Genomic DNA, 17986 nt, shown 5'->3' on the forward strand with positions numbered 1-17986 from the left:
GGCTAGCTCCGCAACCCCGGCGCTTCCTGCCCGGTCCGCTCGACGTACTCCGTGTAGCCGCCGCCATATTGGTGGATGCCATCCGGCGTCAGCTCGAGCACGCGATTCGACAGGACGCTGAGGAAGTGGCGGTCATGCGAGACGAACAGCATGGTGCCCTCGAAATCCGCCAGCGCCGTGATCAGCATTTCCTTGGTGGCGAGATCGAGATGGTTGGTCGGTTCGTCCAGCACCAGGAAATTCGGCGGATCGAACAGCATTTTTGCCATCACGAGGCGCGCCTTCTCGCCGCCTGAGAGCACGCGGCAGCGCTTCTCGACATCGTCGCCGGAGAAGCCGAAGCAGCCGGCGAGCGCGCGCAAGCTACCCTGCCCCGCGGTCGGAAACTGATCTTCCAGCGACTGGAACACGGTGCGCTCGCCGTCGAGCAGGTCCATCGCGTGCTGGGCGAAATAGCCCATCTTGACGCTGCCGCCGAGCGCGACAGTCCCCTCGTCCGGCTCGCTCGCACCCGCGACGAGCTTGAGCAGCGTCGACTTGCCGGCGCCGTTGACGCCCATCACGCACCAGCGTTCCCTGCGGCGGATCATGAAATCCAGCCCGTCATAGATCCGCTTGGCGCCATAGCCCTTGTAAACGTTCTTCAGCGCCACAACGTCCTCGCCCGAGCGCGGTGCCGGCGGGAAGTCGAACGCAATGCTCTGGCGGCGGCGCGGCGGCTCGACGCGCTCGATCTTGTCGAGCTTCTTCACCCGGCTCTGCACCTGGGCCGCATGCGAGGCCCGCGCCTTGAAGCGCTCGATGAACTTGATCTCCTTGGCGAGCATCGCCTGCTGGCGTTCGAACTGCGCCTGTTGCTGCTTCTCGTTCAGCGCACGCTGCTGCTCGTAGAACTCGTAATCGCCGGTATAGGTGGTGAGCGAGCCTGAATCGATCTCGACCACTTTCGAGATCACGCGGTTGATGAACTCGCGGTCATGCGAGGTCATCAAGAGCGTGCCTTCGTAATCGTGCAGGAACTTCTCCAGCCAGATCAGGCTCTCGAGATCGAGATGGTTGCTCGGCTCGTCGAGCAGCATGACGTCGGGGCGCATCAGCAGAATGCGCGCCAGCGCCACGCGCATCTTCCAGCCGCCCGAGAGCTTGCCGACGTCGCCGTCCATCATCTCCTGGCTGAAACCGAGGCCGGAGAGAGCTTCGCGCGCACGGCCGTCGAGCGCGTAGCCGTCGAGCTCCTCGAAGGCGTGCTGCACCTCGCCATAGCGGGCGATGATCTCGTCCATCTGGCCGGCCTTGTCGGGGTCGGCCATGTCAGCCTCGAGCTGGCGCAGCTCGGCCGCGACCTCGCTGACGGGACCCGCGCCATTCATCACCTCGGCCACGGCACTGCGGCCGGACATCTCGCCGACGTCCTGGTTGAAATAGCCGATGGTGATGCCGCGATCGGTCGAGACCTGCCCTTCGTCGGGCATTTCCTCGCCGGCGATCATCCGGAACAGGGTGGTCTTTCCGGCGCCGTTCGGACCGACGAGGCCGATCTTCTCGCCCTTGTTGAGGGCGGCGGAGGCTTCGATGAACAGGATCTGGTGGCCGGCTTGCTTGCTGACGTTGTCGAGGCGGATCATGGGGTCTTTTTGGGGAATTTTGCGTTGCAGCGTAATAGGCCATACCGGCCCCAAGGGAAAGCCCGGCGGGGTACGGATTTCGCCCCCGGCATGCCACCGTAGCCAATCCGGCCACATCAGGGGAGAATGACGATCTGATCGGATGACGGACGAGATAGCGATGGATTCCGCAAAAGCCGGCCCCTTTGCCCCCTTCGAGTGGATGCTCTCTGCACGCTATCTGCGGGCCCGCCGTAAGGAAGGGTTTGTCTCGGTCATCGCCGGGTTTTCGTTTCTGGGCATCATGCTCGGGGTCGCAACGCTGATCATCGTCATGGCGGTGATGAACGGCTTTCGCACAGAACTGCTCGGCAAGATTCTCGGGTTCAACGGGCATATCGTGGCGCAGCCGCTGGAAACGCCGTTGACGGACTGGAAGGATGTCACTGAGCGCATCAGCCAGGTAGAGGGCGTTCGTCTGGCGGTACCGGTCGTTGACGGTCCGGCCCTTGCCTCGTCGTCAAACGCCTTCGGCGTCCTGGTGCGCGGCATTCGGGCTGCCGATCTCGATGCGCTTCCCTCGATCGCCGGCAGCATCAAGCAGGGATCACTCGAACATTTTGACGACGGCCAGGGCGTCGCCATCGGCCAGGTCCTCGCCGATCAACTCTCGGTCCACGCCGGTGACAGTCTCACGCTCGTTGCGCAGCGCGGCGCAGTGACGCCCATGGGCATGATGCCGCGCGTCAAGAAATATCAGGTCGCAGCCGTGTTCGAGATCGGGATGTCCGAATATGACGCGGGCGTCATCTTCATGCCGATCACGGAGGCGCAGGCGTTCTTCAACCGCAATCAGGACGTCACGGCAATCGAGGTGTTCACGGCCAATCCCGATCGCATCGACCTGTTTCGCAAGACGGTCGCGGAAGCCGCTGGCCGGCCGATCTTCCTGGTCGACTGGCGGCAGCGCAATGCGACCTTCTTTGGCGCGCTCGAGGTCGACGCAATGTGATGTTTCTCATCCTGAGCCTGATCGTGCTGGTGGCCGCGCTGAACATCGTGTCCGGCCTGATCATGCTGGTGAAGGACAAGGGCAGCGACATCGCGATCCTCAGGACCATGGGCGCCTCGCGGGGGGCGATCATGCGAACGTTCATGATCACCGGCGCTGCAATCGGCGTGGCGGGAACGCTTGTCGGCTTCGTCGTCGGGCTCCTCGTCTGCGTCAATATCGAACAGATCCGACAATTCATGTCCTGGTTGACGCGCACCGACCTGTTCCCGCCAAAACTCTATTTTCTGTCCAAGCTGCCGGCGGACGTCGACTACTTGGAAACCGCGGCGGTCGTCACCATGGCACTGACGCTGTCGTTCATCGCGACGCTCTACCCATCATGGCGCGCCGCGCGGCTCGATCCTGTCGAGGCTCTGCGTCAGGGAGGCTAGTCGCGGTAGTGATCTGCAGCGGCGAATGGTGGCCACGGTTAAGCGCGAGCCCCACCAAGCAAAAGGCCGCTCAGGGGCGGCCTCGCCGAACTTTCCCCGTCGTGCCGTCAAAGCCAGCGCAGCGCACTCTTCCTGCGGTAGGCCATGAACCCCGTGCCGAAAAAGCCGAGGATCATCATCGTCCACGTCGAGGCCTCAGGCACGGCCGAAACCGCCGATGTGAGCGAGACCCTGTCCAATCCGGTGTTGTCATCGCCGGTGTGCCAATCGGCCTGGATGGTCAAGGTCGCGTCGGCAAGGATACCAGCGAAATCGGCAGCGCTGACCGGCACCGTTCCGTTAACATCAGTGCCGTTGTAGAACGTCCATCCGCGCGCATTCAACGCAATGCTGTAGGGCGTGAAAGTCGTTCCGGGCTTCGGCAGGTCTCCAAGCGCGAAGCTGATCGTCTTGCCATTGGCGCCATAGACGATGACGACAGGCGAGTTGATATCCGCTCGCTGGGCGTCGAACAGCGAAAAGCTGAGCGTGCCGCCCAAATAGGAGGTCATGTTCGAGGCAAAGGATTTGGGAGCCACGAAGACTGTCGTTCCGGCACTCGGATCGATGGTGGAGATGTACCCGCTGTTTCCAATGCCGCCTGTCGCGTTGTACACCAGCGAATTGAACGGAGAGAGACCCAACGAGGAATTCGCGTCCGCCGCGATCCAGCCGTTGACACCGTTGGCCGTGTTGTCGAAGTTTTCCGAAACCGTGATCGCAGACGCGGTATTGACCGAGATCGCCACAGCAAGAGCCGTAGCAGCAGCCGTTCTCAAGCTCGCCATTCCTGTACCCCAAAAGATGCGCCGCGCCCGAACGAGCGCTATGGCTGAATTTTCGATTGGGTCGGCCCGATGCCTGCGCCGGTCGGGGAATCAATTCGTGCAACGCCGGAACGGGCCTGCCCGATGATTCCATAACCGATGCGGTGAAAGCGCGCGTCCTTCGTTCGAGGGATCGTTCGATATCGAGACCTGCAAACCGTCAGGCTGCGAGCATCGCCCTCTTGGGACGTCGAGATGCCATGAAGCCAACACCCGCGAAGCCGAGGATCATCATGGCCCATGTCGCCGTTTCAGGAACGGCTCCGATATTGGGGCTGAAAATCAGGTTCAGCTCACCGGGGTCGAACGTCGCAGGATTGATCGCGAATGTCGGATCAACGAACGACGATATCGAGGCGCTTTTGCCAAAGTAAACATTCGCAAACAGATAGGTGTACAAGGTCACCGTATAGATCTCGTTGGTTGAGACCGTAAAAAGTTTGTCGGTTTCGGACCAGGTTGCCGAGTGAAGCGGCGCCCCGCAACAATCCACTGTTTGATTGAGCCCGAGTCGAAGACCGGAGCCGACAGCCTGCGTCGCGTATCCGCGGTCGATGAGCAGCATGGAAATTGCGGAGTCGTCTCTGATGTTCAGCAGAGTGCCTGAGGCCGAGATCCGGCCCGCCGCGCTGACATCCAGGGTGACGTTTCGGTTTTGAGAGCTCAGAACTTCGAAGTAGTAAGTGACGGCCCCGCTCGCAGCTCCTCCCATGTAGCCACTGGAGGGAGCGTTCGTGGGTCCGGCCTGCAAACTGAGAGTGGCCAGGGCTGAGGGAGAGGTGCTCGCGGTAAAAGCAGCTTGCCCGGATCCTCCGTTCGCTGACGTCCCGGATACGGACGTCGTTCCGAATTGGCTTGAGATCGCACTCCAGGTTTCGCCGATGCAACAGCCGGTGATGCCGTTGAATCCTGCGCCAGAAGTTACAATCCCATCCGGCAAAACCGTATTGGCCAAGGCGGACGTGGACCAGAAAGCAACGACAGCGGCGAGCAAAAATTTAAGTCGCATCCCCAGTCCTTAAGTGGCATTTCATGCCAAATTAAACTTATTAAATCGCCGGGAGACTAGGGTTCCCGCAGAACTCTTGCAAGCGGTACTTGTCAGCGCTTCTGTCCTTTTCGTCCCAAAATGCCAAACTGAGTCATAGTGAAGACCTCCTGGTTGGCCGGTTCGATTGCGGGCATTATCGATGGCAACAATCCGAGAGCTTCGCGAACTTGATACTTTGGGTTTTGCATCGCTCGTTCTGTGTAGCCGGTCCAGCTTTCGACCGCGCAACAGGAACTCTTGCGAAACCCATCGTCCTGACGGGCGCAATCGGTATCAAGCAATCGCTCGTTCGATCTCATTGTGAGAACGAAGTTTGATGGATTCGCTCCCATCCCACAGAGCTATCCCGCGTGTTTTGATGTGCTAGTTTCGCGGCCTGAGATACCCGGCTATATCTTGGACGCGACATGAGGCGACGAGGGTTCATCACGCTGCTTGGGGGCGCGACTGTTGCCTGCACAGTCGGCGCGCGCGGGCAATCGCCAAAGCGGCCGACCATTGGCTTCCTGGGGACGGTTGCACAATCATCTTGGACAAGATCCATCGCCGCTTTCGAAGGAAGGTTGCGCGAACTCGGTTGGATCGAAGGCCGCAATGTTGCTGCCATCGATTATCGCTGGGCCGATGGACGCGCTGACCGGATTGCCGAGATTGCCGCGGAGTTTGTCCGTCTCAAGGTCGATATCATTGTGACCGGAGGAAATGCGGTCCTCGCGATCAGGAAGTTGACATCGACAATTCCAGTCGTGTTCGCCGTGGCTGTGGACCCGGTTGGCAGTGGTTTTGTCGATACGTTGTCGCGACCGGGAGGCAATGTGACCGGCCTGTCGATCCAAGGCCCCGATCTGGCGGGCAAACGGACCGAGCTTTTGCGAGAATTACTTCCCGGTCTCCAACGATTGGCAGTGTTGGCCAATGTTGCCTATCCGGCCGCTAGGCAGGAGCTGGCCGAGGTCCAGGTCGCGGCGCGCGCGCTTGGCGTCAAGGATGTTCCACTGGAAATCCGTGGCGAACAGGATATCGCGCCTGCGTTCGAAGGGCTGAAGGCACGGGCCGAGGCGCTCTACATCGCGAGCGAAGCATTGGTCGACGCCAGACAAGTTGTGATCAACGCGCTGGCCTTAGGCGCGCAGCTGCCGACAATCTGGGGCGTCAGTGGTGGTGTTCAATCCGGCGGGCTCATGTCTTACGGAGCGAGCCTTCCGGCTCTCTTCCGCCGCGCCGCCGATTACGTCGACCAGATCCTACACGGGGCTAAGCCGGCCGATCTACCGGTCGAACAGCCGACCAAATTCGAGCTTGTTATCAACTTGAAGACAGCGAAGGCACTAGGCCTGAACGTGCCGCCCGCCCTGCTCGCTCGCACCGACGAGGTGATTGAATAGCGGGTGAAAGCAGTATTGAGCAATCGTTAGTTCGATCTGATTGTGAGGAAGAAGTTTGATGGGGTTCGCTTCAGCGCGCTAATAGTGCAGCATTGTCACCATTATGCTGCGTTCGCCGATGGCCCGTGCTGACCTCAGCCCAAAGCGCGGCGATGTAGCTTCCGAACGGTAACCCGATCAAGGTCATACTGGTTGGTCTTTGACCCACAGCCGACTTCAATGTTGAGCCGATCTGCTCCGGGTGCTATCTTTCAACGGCATCATTCCCCTTAGGGCTGATGAGGCGGGCGGGTTATCAGGCTTACGGACTGCCGCCTGCCATTTGGAAATTGGAAGACTTTAGCCTTAGGCCCCGCCTCCGGACGCATTTCAAAGTCGGCCGGGGGAATGCTCATTGGACACCATTTTCCCTCCGTTCTTCCCATTGACTCGGAGGCGGGCTTTTTCGTCCAACGCTTTAGAAAAAGCCATTCGCCATGTCTCCTTTCAGAAGCCGCGCCCGGTGCGCGCAAGGTAATGACCAATCAAGCGCAAGGCGAGTTTGCCGCTACGTTTTGGCCTCCACGCTCGGAGCCGCCTGCGTCATTCCCTTCGCCAGCACCGCGTCCGCTCAATGCGCGGCCCGCGACGTCTTGCAGAACCAGCTGAAGTTCAAGGCGCGCTCACCGCCCGCATCCCAACAGCCTATCAAGTCCGCTCGCGACGTTGCGACATGGAAGACGATTACAATAGGTACCTTTCCCGACTCTCTTACGCTACGCAACGCGCTCGATAGTAAGGGCTGCAATGTCGGTGGTCAGGCTGCTGAAATCCTTGCTCGGCCGACGTTCACCATTAGCTCTCGCAAGACGAATGTGGAGCTCGTCGATCTATCGCCAGCGCAGCTTGGGTTCACGTCCCATACCGTGACCTTGGCCAGCGTTTACGCACGCGCCCAGCAACTCGGCCTTGAACTTGCCGAGGCCGAAGTTGGCCCGCAATTGCGCATCCAATACTTCGACCAGCCAATCGGGGAATTTCTCATCATCGGAATGGAGCCGATCAAGACATGGAGCGGCGAGCCGATTATTCTCAATGTGGCAAATGGCGGTGCAGGATTGATCCTAATCGGCCAGGATGGTCGATCCGAAGCGGATATTCCCGTGACATCTCGTTTCATTTTCGCCCGATCCCATCAACCGGCGGCCAGCACCGACGTCGTCGGATCAGTAGCAGCATTCTTGCCGCCGTGAACGGACTGGCGCGTTAGCGTCGGATGACGGCTTGTGGCCCGTGCCTGAGCGCGGGGATGTCTGCTTCCCTTTGGGCCCAAGGCCGACGTCCAGAAGTATCGACTCCAACGCCACCTTCTGACAACCAAGCAGACACCACGCATTAGTCAGCAAGCACCCTACGCCCGCCGCATCAGCCTGAGCGAGGCCGCCAGCCGCAGGCTGCGCTTGCCAGCGAGCGCGATGCCTTCGAGCTCGCCGCTGTCGTCCGTGCAAGTCCCCGAAAAACCGATCCCGACCTCGTAGCCACCGAACACCGGATTCTCGCCTTTCGCCGGCGTGTGCTCCTGGTTGAGCATCTCGCCCTTCCAGCGGCCGTCGGCCGACGAGTAGGAGCCGAGGTAATAGAAGAACGCATCGCCGCCGAGGATGCGGCCGTCGATCAGCAGCATCACGCCGGAGAGCCCGGCATCGACGCCGTCGAGCGCGCGCAGGCTCATCCCGTAGAGCCCGTTGGAGATGCTGCCTTCCCCGATCGTGCCGCGGGGCGGCAACGCGCCGTCGTCGAGCCGGGTGAGATTGGCCCAGAAGTTGCCGCCCGGCATGGTGTCCGCGCTGCCGTTCAGACGGATCTCGTTGCCGTTCAGCCGGCCGCGCGCGCCGATCCTGGCGACATCGGCGCCCATCAGCGGCTTGTAATGGGGATCCTCGTTGTGCCGCTCGGTGATCACCTCGGCGATGATCTCGCCGTCCCGCTCGAAATAGGTGCCGAGATGCGCAAAGGCCGAATTGCCGCCGAGCATCTTGCCGTCGTGCAGGCACATGATGCTGCGCCCGAACGCATCGTGGATGCCGTATTCAACCTTGTAGAGCCCGTCCAGCAAAGTCATGAACCCGCAAAAAGCAAAAGGAATCGCGGGCTACCTAGCACTGTCGGCGCAGCAAGGCCATCCGGCCTAAGCGCACAGGGACCGCTCGCGGAGCTGATCGTGCCATGATCCTCAGGCGGATCAGTGCCGTTTGAAATATTGCACGTCGCGCTCGTGCTTCTCGGCCGCGGCGCGGCTCCTGAAAGTGCCGAGGTTGCGGCGCTTGCCGGTTTTGGGATTCACCTTGCGGGAATAGAGCCGGTATTCGCCGGATGCGAGCTTGCGGATCATGGTTGCGCCTCCTGTCGTGGCCTCGATTCAACCCGCTTCGCACCTGGTCCGTTCCGTCACGGCCTCGCCTGCGGCGCGAACTGCTGGTTGGCGAAGGGCTGCGGGTCGGAGGGGACCTTCATCACGACGAAGCTGCGCTTCATCGACCGATGGCAGCCATTGCAGCCCTCGGTCAGATCGCCCAGCGCTTTAGCGAATTTGCGGCCCTCCTTCGCATCGATCGCGTCGGACGTCGATTGCAGCGACGGCTCCAGCGTCGTGACGTTGCTGACGGGGATGCCGGAATAAAGCACGGCGGCCTCGATCAGGCTCGCCTTGAGCTGGCGCAGTTCATAGGCGGCAAGCTCCCAGTTCTGCGCCTTGCCAGCCAGCCAGAGCTTCTGATGGCGCGTTTGCGCGGCGCTCATGATGTCGCCGAGCCGCGGCACATACTGGTCCGCCGACGGCGATTTCAGATCCTGCGCCGCCACCGCCGTCGCCGCTCCCAAGCCGGCCAGCGCCAGCATCCATGCCCGAAGCTTCATCGCAAGTCTCCATTCCCATGAAGACGCAATGTAGGCCGGCACGGCGGCCGGCAGCCTTGCGCTCGATCAAGGCCGGCCTCGACCCCTCCACCGCGAGCGCCCGTAGCGAGGCCCTCACCTCACCGGCATTTCAAGGCTCGAGTCCCGACTGTCGCAGCACGGGCACGACCTCCGGCGATGCCAGATAGCGCAACAGCCGGTCGGCGGCTTCGGCCTGCTTCGCGTTCGCCATGCGGCCGGCAGAGAACACGGCCGGCGTCTGCAATTCGTACGGGACCGGGCCGATCACCTCGATGCCCTCGACCTGCTTCAGCTCGCTGATCTGCTGCACGGCGAGATCCGCCTCACCGCTGACGAGCCGCTCCGCCGTAAACCCCTGCTCGACAATGGTCGCCTTGGCGTTGATCTCGGCCGCAACACCCATGCGCACGATCAGCTGGGCGAAGTACACGCCGCTCGCGCCCAGCCGCGAATAGGCAACGGACCGCGCCGCGAGCAGCGCTTCGCGCAGCGCAGCTTCATTGCCGATGTCGGGATGCGGCGCACCTGTCCGCACGGCAAGGCCGACATAGGAGCGCGCGAGGTCGGCTGCGGAATCTGCGATCACCCGGCCCTCCCCGATCACCTCGTCAAGCCCCTCGCGCGTGAGGATCACGAGATCGGCGGCCTCGCCGGCGCGCAGGCGCTTCAGAAGTGCCAGGGTCGGCGCGAAGTCGGCGTCGACGTGAATGCCTGTTGCGGCCTCGAACGCGGCGGACAGGCTTCGCATCGCCCCCATCAGGCCGAGCGTGGAGAGCATACGAACTTTTTCCATCGGCGATTTCCGTAAGATCAGGCGCGATGCATCAGCTTGAGCACAGCCGTCAGGCGCAGGCTGCGCTTGCCGGCGAGCGCGGTTGCTTCCAGCACCGCGCCTTCGCCGTCATAGCTCCCGGAGAAGCCAATGCCGACCTCGTGTCCGCCGAAGATCGGATCGTCCTTGGCGGGCGTATGCTCCTGGTTGAGGATCTGCCCCTTCCAGCGGCCGTTCGCGGCGGTATAGCTGCCGAGATAGTAGAACGAAGCATCGCCGCCGAGGATGCGGCCCCGGTTGAGCAGCATCACGCCGGTGAGCCCGCCATCGACGCCGTCGAGCATGCGCAGGTGAATCGAGTAGAGGCCGTCGGTGATGCCGCCCTCGCCGACGCCACCGGCGATCGGCACCTCGTCTTCCGTGATCGGCGTCATCAGCGACTGAAAGGGAACGCCGGGCAGCTCTTTCAGCTCACCCTTGAAACGATAGAGATCGCCGTCGGCAACACCCTTCGCGATCAAGGTCGCATCATCGGTGCCGGCCATGGCGCGGTAGTTCGGATCAGGGTTGTGACGGACGGTCTTGATGACGATGTCGATGCCATCCGCGGTCTTGGCGTAGGTGCCGATATGGGCGAACGCCGAATTGCCGCCGAGCATCTTGCCATTGCCGGCATGCATCACGCTCCGGCCGATGCTGTCGCCGAGCTGAAATCGTACCTTGTAGAAGCCTTCAAACACCAGCCGTGTCCCCGGCCCGCGCATCCTGCGGACACTCTATCCCGGTTTCGACGGAGTTGGACAGGCGTCACACCGGCATGGCCGCCAGCCCACAACAGCCGTTGTCATCCGAATGCAAAAATCCGCCGGAGCAGTTCTGCTCCGGCGGATTGAAAACCAACCCGGGCCAGCCCCCCAGCCCGGGCCGGGAGGGTTTTAGGCCGCAGCCTTCTTGTCGGTCGGCACGGACGAGATCGTCTTCAGGATCTGCGAAGCGATCTGGTATGGGTCGCCCTGCGAGTTCGGACGGCGGTCTTCCAGATAGCCCTTGTAGCCGTTGTTGACGAAGGAATGCGGAACGCGGATCGACGCACCACGATCAGCCACGCCGTAGCTGAACTTGTTCCACGGCGCGGTCTCGTGCTTGCCGGTCAGACGCTTGTCGTTGTCCGGGCCGTAGACGGCGATGTGGTCCATCAGGTTCTTGTCGAAGGCGGCCATCAGCGCCTCGAAGTACTCCTTGCCGCCGACCGTACGCATGTACTCGGTGGAGAAGTTGGCGTGCATGCCCGAGCCGTTCCAGTCGGTGTCGCCGAGCGGCTTGCAGTGGAACTCGATGTCGATGCCGTACTTTTCGGTCAGGCGCAGCATCAGGTAGCGGGCCATCCACATTTCGTCGGCGGCCTTCTTGGAGCCCTTGCCGAAGATCTGGAATTCCCACTGGCCCTTCGCGACTTCCGCGTTGATGCCTTCGTGGTTGATGCCGGCCGCGAGGCAGAGGTCGAGATGCTCTTCGACGATCTTGCGGGCGACGTCGCCGACGTTCGAGTAGCCGACGCCGGTGTAGTACGGACCCTGCGGCGCCGGGTAACCGGAGGCCGGGAAGCCGAGCGGACGGCCGTCTTTGTAGAAGAAGTATTCCTGCTCGAAGCCGAACCACGCGCCGGCGTCATCGAGGATGGTGGCGCGCTTGTTGGAGGCGTGCGGGGTCTTGCCATCGGGCATCATGACTTCGCACATCACCAGCACGCCATTGGTGCGGGCACCGTCCGGGAACACCGCGACCGGCTTCAGCACGCAATCCGAGCTGTGGCCTTCGGCCTGCTGGGTGGAGGAGCCATCGAAGCCCCAAAGCGGAAGCTGCTCGAGCGTCGGGAACGACGCGAATTCCTTGATCTGAGTTTTGCCGCGCAAGTTCGGAGTCGGCGTATATCCGTCGAGCCAGATGTACTCGAGCTTATACTTGGTCATTGAGCCTCTCTGTAGATGATGCGAAAGGTGGGGTTGAGAGCCCCGCACGTTTGTACCCGGCCATCATCGGCCAGCGCCTTATAAGCATTTTACGTGCCAAAAGGCCGCAGCACGGGAGGTTTTCCACCGAGGACGGAACCGGCCCGCCGGCCGAAACATCTCCACGGCGACATGCGTCATAGCCGCGCACCTTCGCGTGAAGCTGCACTGCAAAATTTCCGCGGAAAACGCCTGATTCCGGGGCAGGCGATCCCCCGCCGCAGGTTGCCGATGAAACACGCATCAACGTCCGGCAACTTTCGCAAAGCGCCCGGCCCCTGCTCAGCAACCTTTGGAATGGCCCAGGCGTTAGTCACCAACACGGTGCCTTAGGGGGTGCAGGCAGACGACTGCCTAGAAATTGTGCGGCAACTGATCTCCTTTTCAGCACTTTCCAATTCGCCATGCGCGGCCGATATGGGGATTCCAGTAACCACAATCGAACGAGTCGGGCGCACCATGGAGGCCAAGGCGCTTCGACCAAGGAGCAATCGCAATGATGAACAATGGTCTGAGTCACGGATCTGCGACGATCTACCAATTCCCTGTCGGGGGCCGCGCGGCTCTCGCCGGACGCCGCTATGGCGAGACCCGCCCTCCCGCCGATCACGCTTCGCTCCCCGCGAACGTCTCGATCTGCAGCGACAGCTGGTACCACCAGGATGCGGTCGAGGAAGCAAAGCCCAAATGGGACCGCTGATGTCTGCGTCAGGTTTGCGACCGCCGCGCTCTTTGAAGCACCGGCGGAAGTTTGAAAAAGGGTCGAAACAACGACGTTTCGGCCCTTTTTGATTCCGGACCTGATGCGCGATCAGATCACCGCGCAGGCCGTGACCGGCCGCTTCATGTGCTTGACCGTGGTGGCCCCGCTCCGGCCGATCGTGAGTGTGATCCCCGCCCCCGAATAGCGCGCACCCGAGACCGTCAGCTGCTTGGCAAGCGTCACCGGCTCGCCGTCGATCTGGAGGAAGGCGCGCTTGTCGTAGTCATAAAACCCGACGATGAACTGGGTACCATCGGCGCAATGGTAGGTCCGGAACGTCTGCGCATCGGCCTGGCGCGCACCGGTCATTCCAGCCAGGATTGTGATCCCCCAAAGAATGGCCTTGTACCGGCCCATGATCGCCCCCGTAATAGACTTCAAGGACGCCCCGAGTGCGTCCAATGGAACCATAACTCAAACTGAGCCCAACAACTCAAACTGAGCCCATGACAGATTCCCCTGCCCGTCACCTCGCCCTGCAAGGCGCCAGCAATTTTCGCGACCTCGGCGGCTACGTCACGACGGACGGCCGCACCACGCGTTGGCGCCACATCTTCCGCTCCAACCATCTCGGCCAGCTCACCGCTGCCGACGTCGAGGTCGTCCGCGAACTCGGCGTCAGAAGCGCGTTCGACTTCCGCGGCGTCGAGGAGCGTGCGACCGGCATCTGCGTGGTGAACGAAATCACCGTGCATTCGCTGCCGATCGAGCCGACGGTGGTGGCCTCACTGCGCACCGAGCTCGCCAGGGGCGCGCTCACTGGAGCGGTCGCGCTCGAGCTCATGCGCGAGTCCTATCGCAATTATGTCCGCCACAACACGCACAGTTTTCGCGCACTGTTCGGCCATCTCCTGGAAGACCGCGCGCCGCTCGTGATCCATTGCACCGCAGGGAAGGACCGCACCGGTTTTGCCAGCGCCCTGATCCTTCATGCGCTCGGCGTACCCGAGGACGTCATTGCGGAGGACTATCTGCTGACCAACCGCCACTACAGACGCGACGTTTCGAGCGTCTCCGATCTGCCCGCCGACGCCCTCGATGCGATCGGCTCGGTCGAGGCCTCCTATCTCGATGCTGCTTTCGATGCCATCGGCCGCGACTATGGCGACGTCGAAACCTATTTGCGCGACGGCCTCAAGCTAGGCGCATCCGAGCGGACGGCGCTGAAGGAACGCTATCTTCAGGCGTAAGCGACGCCGAACGCCTCACGCCGTCGGAGTTTGCGGTAGCCTACGCCCTAAAGTTGCATCTATGTCTCAGCCTTGATGCCGCCGCCATTGCAAGTCCAATTCGCCTCGCGCAAAAGTCGGCGGGAAGTGAGACGACGGAGAGAGTTGTCGTGCAGGGAAAAGTCATCGTCGTGACCGGCGCGCTCGGTGCGCTTGGCAAGGTGGTCACAGCCGTCGCGCTGGCGCGCGGCGCGCGGATCGCCGGCATTGATCATGCGCCCCCTCAAATGCCCGCGACGGCCGAGCGCATCGAGATCGGTGGCGTCGATCTGTCCGACGCGGCGCAAGCGAAGACGGCGATCGAGGCTGCCGCGAAACATTTCGGCGGGCTGGATGCCTTGATCAACATCGCCGGCGGCTTTGCCTTCGAAACCGTCGGCGACGGCGACATCAAGACGTGGCAGCGCATGCATGCGCTGAACGTCCTGACGGCCCTCAACACCTCGCACGCGGCATTACCGCATCTTGCCGCCTCAAAAGCAGGCCGCATCGTCAATATCGGCGCGATGGGCGCACTGCAGGCCGGCTCCGGCATGGGTCCCTACGCTGCCTCGAAAGCGGGCGTGCACCGCCTCACCGAGGCTCTGGCCAATGAATGGAAGGGCAAGGTCACCGTGAACGCTGTGCTGCCGTCAATCATCGACACCAAGGCCAACCGCGCCGACATGCCGAATGCGGATTTCTCCAAATGGGTAACGCCGCAGGAGCTTGCCGAGGTGATCCTGTTCCTCGTCAGCGACGCCGCCAGCGGCGTCACGGGTGCATTGATTCCGGTGAGCGGACGCGTGTAATCAATCCGGCACCAGCAGCCGTAGATTGCCCTTGAAACGGATGCTCTGCTTCCCGGCGAGCGCAATGCCCTCGCCATAGGCAGTCTCGTCGGTGTAGGTGCCACTGAAGCCGATGGTCACGACCTTGCGACCCCACACCGGACGCTCATCGAACGAGGGCGAATGCTCCTCGTTGGTCAGCTCGCCCTTCCATTTGCCGTCGGCGGACGTGTAGCTGCCATAGGCAAAGAAAAAAGAATCGCCGCCGCGCATGGTGCCGTCACGCAGCACCATGACGCCCTGATTGCCGCCCTGCACGCCATCCAGCATCTCGATCCGGATGTGATAAAGCCCGTTCCTGATCGTCATATTCGCCAGCGCCCGCTTGTTCCCCGGGCGGGGATATAGCTGGCTTGACCGCGTCCGGGCAAATGCCCGTCAGTCCGAGTCCGATCCGGGCTAGACTGCCGAACTGATTCTTCGATCGGAAACTCGCCTTGGAAACCGCGCTCTATCTCCCCGTCAAACGATTCCTCGAAGAGCTCGGCTTCTCCGTGAAGGGCGAGATCGGCGGCTGCGATCTCGTGGGCCTCAGCGCCGGCGATCCGCCGGTGGTGGTGATCGGCGAGCTCAAGCTTGCCTTCAATCTCGAACTGATCTTGCAGGCAGTCGATCGCGCCCCGGCGGGCGACGAGGTCTGGATCGCCGCAAAGATGTCGATCCGCGGCAAGGGCCGCGAGAGCGATACGCGCTACCGCAACCTCTGCCGTCGCCTCGGCTTCGGCATGTTGGGCGTGACCGACAATGGCCAGGTCGAGGTGCTGGTGAAGCCGCCGACGGCAGCCCCTCGCCGCGAGCCGAAAACGCGCTCGCGGCTGGTGGCCGAGCATCAGCGCCGCCAGGGGGACCCCGTGCTCGGCGGCAGCACGCGCGCGCCGATCATGACGGCCTACCGGCAGCAGGCGCTGGCCTGCGCATCAGAGCTCGCAGGCGGTCCGCGGCCCGTGCGCGAATTGCGCGAACGTTGTCCCGATGCAGGCAAGATTCTTCTGCACAATGTCTACGGCTGGTTTGAACGCGCCGAGCGCGGCATCTATCGGCTGACCGAGGCCGGCCACGCGGCGCTGAAGCGCTGGCCCCAGGCGCCGGCCAAGACCATCGCGCGCGAGGCATCCCTGCCCTAGCAGCCGTCATTTTGGGGAACGACATGATCGTGGTGACTGGCAGCGCAACTCTTCGGCCCGAGACATTCGAGGAGGCCCGCCGGCTCAGCCTCGAACACGTCCACCGTTCGCGCCAGGAGCCCGGCTGCATCTCGCATGCGGTCCATGTCGACTGTGAGAACCCCTTGAAGCTGGTGTTCTTCGAGCAATGGGCCGACCGCGCCGCGCTCCTGGCCCATTTTGCGGTACCCGCGTCCGGCGAATTCGTCCGGATCCTGCGCTCGCTCGCCACGGGTCCGACCACGCTCGAACTTTACGATGCCACCAGGCTTGAGAAGTTGTGAGTGCATAGCTGAGATGCCACACCAAATTCATATTGCAATGCAACATCTGGGGCACTAGGTATCCCGGCATCGAAATGAGGCCGTTATGAGCGCAGACTGGAATACCAAATATGGCACGCGGCGCGTCCGCCACGATCCGCCCACCCTGGACGAGGCGATCTTCGCCGCCGTCGGCATCACCGACGACCAGGAGCAGCAGGCCGAGATCGCAGCCGCGCTGATGGGGATGCCGCTCGACGTCGTTCACGCCGAGGTCAAGAAGCAGGCTCGCACCAACAGCCGCATCACCGCCACGCGCGTGATCGCCGGCGAACAGGGGGCGCAGCGCTCGGTCGTGGTCGAACGCCGTGTCGTCCGCCGCTTCGGCAACGACAAGCGCACCGGCACCTGAGCCTTTAAATCTTCGCAGCTTCAATAAAAAAGCGGACCGGCCTAGCCGGTCCGCTTTTTTGTTGATTCGGGCCTTTGAATTTCAGGCCCTTGGATTTCACGCCGCGCGATTGCCGTACATGCTGGAGATCAGCTTCCAGCAGGTCGAGTTGAAGCTGAGAAGCGCGCGGCCGGCCTTGAACGGGGCGGCTGCAAGATCAGCAAGCTCAGCCTCGGGCGGCTTGGCGAGATCGATCGTGCCGGTGGATTCTCCATGGCGGAAAGCGAGGTGAGCGCCAAACTTCCTTGCGAGCGCGCGCATGGCATGGTTCTCCGCACCGGTGGTGATGCGCAGGCTTTTGTAGCCCTTCCAGCGCGCTTCGGCGATCAGGCGGCTGAACAGCACGGTGCCGACATTCTGCCGGCGCGCGGGGGTCTCTACGCTGAAGGCGACCTCGGGCAGCGAATCGCCCTCGGGCGGATGCAGCTCGGCCGCACCTCGGACGACGCCATCGACGATGTAGGCAACGATCACGGTGCCGTCCTCGGCGCAGCGAGCTGCGTAACGCTCGATGAAACTATCGTCGAGGAAACCGTTAAAGCGGTCGTGCCGGCTTTGGGCATCGAGCCGCAGCAGGTGATCGCGCAACAGCGGCAATTCTTCCTGCTGGATCAGGGTCCGCACATAGCCGGGGGCGGTGCGGACGGTATCTTCAAGTACCACGTCAAAACTCCTCTTGGTGTCCCTCGAGGAGGCGTTCGAATCCCTAGGCCTCCAATATTGTGCGCCGCAGCAAGTTTTTCAAGATGGGAACCCGCTCAAGTTTGAGGCAGCGCAAACGACTAATTCGTTAACAAAATCAACCCTCCGTAGTCTTACAGGACCAGCTGCGTCTGGGTCACCACAGCGACCAGCTTACCGTCCTCGGTCTCAAGCCGGGTGGTCCAGACCTGGGTTCGGCGGCCTCGGTGGACCGGGGTGGTGGTGGCGATGACAGTGGTTCCCTCCTTCGCCCCGCCGATGAAATTGGTCTTGCTCTCCAGGGTGGTCGTGCCCTTGGCGTCCTCCGGCAGGTTGATCACGGTCGCAGCAGCTCCAACAGAATCCGCGAGCGCCATCACCGCACCGCCATGGATGGTGTGATGCAGGGTGCAGAGATCGGGCCTGACCATCATCCGCGCCACCACGCGGTCCTTCCCGGCTTCGACGAACTCGACGCCCTTGAGCTCGGCGAACGGCATCTTCATCGCTTTAAGCTTTTCGAGCGGCGTCATCACATCTCCTCCCAATTCCTTGCT

20 protein-coding genes and 2 pseudogenes are annotated in these 17986 nt (G+C 62.2%); 9 read left to right on the forward strand and 13 right to left on the reverse strand.

The window, feature by feature from the left end; translation table 11 throughout:
- Window positions 1-2: 2 nt before the first annotated feature.
- A complete protein-coding gene (locus ACWAT4_RS22735; RefSeq protein WP_212428417.1) occupies window positions 3-1625 on the reverse strand; it encodes an ABC-F family ATP-binding cassette domain-containing protein in 1623 nt (540 codons plus the stop codon).
- Between the two features lie 160 nt (window positions 1626-1785).
- Here ACWAT4_RS22735 and ACWAT4_RS22740 point away from each other — a divergent pair.
- A pseudogene (locus tag ACWAT4_RS22740) lies at window positions 1786-3050 on the forward strand (lipoprotein-releasing ABC transporter permease subunit).
- A gap of 107 nt (window positions 3051-3157) precedes the next feature.
- Here the strand turns inward: ACWAT4_RS22740 and ACWAT4_RS22745 are convergent.
- Window positions 3158-3877, reverse strand: a complete 720-nt coding sequence (locus ACWAT4_RS22745; protein WP_449728116.1) for a laminin B domain-containing protein — start codon at window positions 3875-3877, stop codon at window positions 3158-3160.
- 199 nt (window positions 3878-4076) lie between these two features.
- Window positions 4077-4175: pseudogene (locus ACWAT4_RS22750) on the reverse strand (PEPxxWA-CTERM sorting domain-containing protein); the annotation flags it as partial.
- 1355 nt (window positions 4176-5530) lie between these two features.
- On the opposite strand from ACWAT4_RS22750, the gene ACWAT4_RS22755 reads away from it, so the two are divergent.
- Window positions 5531-6352, forward strand: coding sequence for an ABC transporter substrate-binding protein (locus ACWAT4_RS22755; protein WP_449728117.1), 822 nt, complete (start codon window positions 5531-5533; stop codon window positions 6350-6352).
- Window positions 6353-6906: 554 nt separating this feature from the next.
- Entirely contained in the window at window positions 6907-7584 is a 678-nt protein-coding gene (locus tag ACWAT4_RS22760) for a hypothetical protein (protein WP_449728118.1), read from the forward strand.
- Between the two features lie 158 nt (window positions 7585-7742).
- Here ACWAT4_RS22760 and ACWAT4_RS22765 read toward each other — a convergent pair whose 3' ends face one another.
- The 6 genes from ACWAT4_RS22765 to ACWAT4_RS22790 all read right to left on the reverse strand — a co-directional run bounded on the left by ACWAT4_RS22765 (window position 7743) and on the right by ACWAT4_RS22790 (window position 12010).
- Window positions 7743-8447, reverse strand: a complete 705-nt coding sequence (locus ACWAT4_RS22765) for a GrlR family regulatory protein (protein ID WP_449731246.1) — start codon at window positions 8445-8447, stop codon at window positions 7743-7745.
- 126 nt (window positions 8448-8573) lie between these two features.
- Window positions 8574-8723, reverse strand: a complete 150-nt coding sequence (locus ACWAT4_RS22770) for a hypothetical protein (protein ID WP_212299541.1) — start codon at window positions 8721-8723, stop codon at window positions 8574-8576.
- Window positions 8724-8779: 56 nt separating this feature from the next.
- A complete protein-coding gene (locus ACWAT4_RS22775; protein WP_212428309.1) occupies window positions 8780-9247 on the reverse strand; it encodes a hypothetical protein in 468 nt (155 codons plus the stop codon).
- A 130-nt stretch (window positions 9248-9377) separates the two neighbouring features.
- Window positions 9378-10061, reverse strand: coding sequence for a substrate-binding domain-containing protein (locus tag ACWAT4_RS22780; protein ID WP_212428308.1), 684 nt, complete (start codon window positions 10059-10061; stop codon window positions 9378-9380).
- Window positions 10062-10078: 17 nt separating this feature from the next.
- On the reverse strand, window positions 10079-10780 hold the full coding sequence (locus tag ACWAT4_RS22785; RefSeq protein WP_212299538.1) for a GrlR family regulatory protein: 702 nt from the start codon (window positions 10778-10780) through the stop codon (window positions 10079-10081).
- Window positions 10781-10975: 195 nt separating this feature from the next.
- Complete coding sequence (locus ACWAT4_RS22790) at window positions 10976-12010, reverse strand: glutamine synthetase beta-grasp domain-containing protein (protein ID WP_212428307.1); 1035 nt, start codon at window positions 12008-12010, stop codon at window positions 10976-10978.
- 535 nt (window positions 12011-12545) lie between these two features.
- Between ACWAT4_RS22790 and ACWAT4_RS22795 the strand changes: the two genes are divergently transcribed.
- The gene (locus ACWAT4_RS22795; RefSeq protein WP_212299536.1) at window positions 12546-12749 is read left to right on the forward strand and encodes a DUF2735 domain-containing protein; all 204 of its coding nucleotides are present in this window, start codon (window positions 12546-12548) and stop codon (window positions 12747-12749) included.
- Between the two features lie 111 nt (window positions 12750-12860).
- Here ACWAT4_RS22795 and ACWAT4_RS22800 read toward each other — a convergent pair whose 3' ends face one another.
- The gene (locus tag ACWAT4_RS22800; RefSeq protein WP_449728119.1) at window positions 12861-13169 is read right to left on the reverse strand and encodes an MliC family protein; all 309 of its coding nucleotides are present in this window, start codon (window positions 13167-13169) and stop codon (window positions 12861-12863) included.
- A gap of 89 nt (window positions 13170-13258) precedes the next feature.
- On the opposite strand from ACWAT4_RS22800, the gene ACWAT4_RS22805 reads away from it, so the two are divergent.
- Window positions 13259-14002 carry a tyrosine-protein phosphatase gene (locus ACWAT4_RS22805; RefSeq protein WP_212299533.1) on the forward strand — a complete coding sequence of 248 codons (744 nt, stop codon included), beginning with the start codon at window positions 13259-13261 and terminating at the stop codon, window positions 14000-14002.
- A 149-nt stretch (window positions 14003-14151) separates the two neighbouring features.
- Window positions 14152-14832 carry an SDR family oxidoreductase gene (locus ACWAT4_RS22810; protein WP_212299532.1) on the forward strand — a complete coding sequence of 227 codons (681 nt, stop codon included), beginning with the start codon at window positions 14152-14154 and terminating at the stop codon, window positions 14830-14832.
- On the opposite strand, the gene ACWAT4_RS22815 is transcribed toward ACWAT4_RS22810, so the two are convergent.
- Window positions 14833-15180 carry a GrlR family regulatory protein gene (locus ACWAT4_RS22815; RefSeq protein ID WP_212299530.1) on the reverse strand — a complete coding sequence of 116 codons (348 nt, stop codon included), beginning with the start codon at window positions 15178-15180 and terminating at the stop codon, window positions 14833-14835.
- Window positions 15181-15308: 128 nt separating this feature from the next.
- Between ACWAT4_RS22815 and ACWAT4_RS22820 the strand changes: the two genes are divergently transcribed.
- The 3 genes from ACWAT4_RS22820 to ACWAT4_RS22830 all read left to right on the forward strand — a co-directional run bounded on the left by ACWAT4_RS22820 (window position 15309) and on the right by ACWAT4_RS22830 (window position 16709).
- Complete coding sequence (locus ACWAT4_RS22820) at window positions 15309-15995, forward strand: DUF2161 domain-containing phosphodiesterase (RefSeq protein WP_212299528.1); 687 nt, start codon at window positions 15309-15311, stop codon at window positions 15993-15995.
- Between the two features lie 23 nt (window positions 15996-16018).
- Complete coding sequence (locus tag ACWAT4_RS22825; RefSeq protein ID WP_212299526.1) at window positions 16019-16318, forward strand: putative quinol monooxygenase; 300 nt, start codon at window positions 16019-16021, stop codon at window positions 16316-16318.
- A gap of 85 nt (window positions 16319-16403) precedes the next feature.
- Window positions 16404-16709, forward strand: a complete 306-nt coding sequence (locus ACWAT4_RS22830) for a hypothetical protein (protein WP_212299524.1) — start codon at window positions 16404-16406, stop codon at window positions 16707-16709.
- Window positions 16710-16805: 96 nt separating this feature from the next.
- On the opposite strand, the gene ACWAT4_RS22835 is transcribed toward ACWAT4_RS22830, so the two are convergent.
- Together ACWAT4_RS22835 and ACWAT4_RS22840 are read right to left on the reverse strand one after the other, a co-directional pair.
- Window positions 16806-17411: a GNAT family N-acetyltransferase gene (locus ACWAT4_RS22835; protein ID WP_212443658.1), complete on the reverse strand. Its 606-nt coding sequence runs from the start codon at window positions 17409-17411 to the stop codon at window positions 16806-16808.
- A gap of 152 nt (window positions 17412-17563) precedes the next feature.
- Window positions 17564-17962 carry a PaaI family thioesterase gene (locus ACWAT4_RS22840; RefSeq protein ID WP_212299519.1) on the reverse strand — a complete coding sequence of 133 codons (399 nt, stop codon included), beginning with the start codon at window positions 17960-17962 and terminating at the stop codon, window positions 17564-17566.
- Window positions 17963-17986: the final 24 nt, after the last annotated feature.

The organism is Bradyrhizobium sp. T-1, assembly GCF_053592855.1.

Coding starts and splice junctions, on each gene's coding strand:
- ACWAT4_RS22735 (WP_212428417.1), bottom strand. CDS start 1,625: ATGATCCGCCTCGACAACGTCAGCAAGCAAGCCGGCCACCAGATCCTG.
- ACWAT4_RS22745 (WP_449728116.1), bottom strand. CDS start 3,877: ATGGCGAGCTTGAGAACGGCTGCTGCTACGGCTCTTGCTGTGGCGATC.
- ACWAT4_RS22770 (WP_212299541.1), bottom strand. CDS start 8,723: ATGATCCGCAAGCTCGCATCCGGCGAATACCGGCTCTATTCCCGCAAG.
- ACWAT4_RS22775 (WP_212428309.1), bottom strand. CDS start 9,247: ATGAAGCTTCGGGCATGGATGCTGGCGCTGGCCGGCTTGGGAGCGGCG.
- ACWAT4_RS22780 (WP_212428308.1), bottom strand. CDS start 10,061: ATGGAAAAAGTTCGTATGCTCTCCACGCTCGGCCTGATGGGGGCGATG.
- ACWAT4_RS22790 (WP_212428307.1), bottom strand. CDS start 12,010: ATGACCAAGTATAAGCTCGAGTACATCTGGCTCGACGGATATACGCCG.
- ACWAT4_RS22795 (WP_212299536.1), top strand. CDS start 12,546: ATGATGAACAATGGTCTGAGTCACGGATCTGCGACGATCTACCAATTC.
- ACWAT4_RS22800 (WP_449728119.1), bottom strand. CDS start 13,169: ATGGGCCGGTACAAGGCCATTCTTTGGGGGATCACAATCCTGGCTGGA.
- ACWAT4_RS22805 (WP_212299533.1), top strand. CDS start 13,259: ATGACAGATTCCCCTGCCCGTCACCTCGCCCTGCAAGGCGCCAGCAAT.
- ACWAT4_RS22815 (WP_212299530.1), bottom strand. CDS start 15,180: ATGACGATCAGGAACGGGCTTTATCACATCCGGATCGAGATGCTGGAT.
- ACWAT4_RS22825 (WP_212299526.1), top strand. CDS start 16,019: ATGATCGTGGTGACTGGCAGCGCAACTCTTCGGCCCGAGACATTCGAG.
- ACWAT4_RS22830 (WP_212299524.1), top strand. CDS start 16,404: ATGAGCGCAGACTGGAATACCAAATATGGCACGCGGCGCGTCCGCCAC.
- ACWAT4_RS22840 (WP_212299519.1), bottom strand. CDS start 17,962: ATGACGCCGCTCGAAAAGCTTAAAGCGATGAAGATGCCGTTCGCCGAG.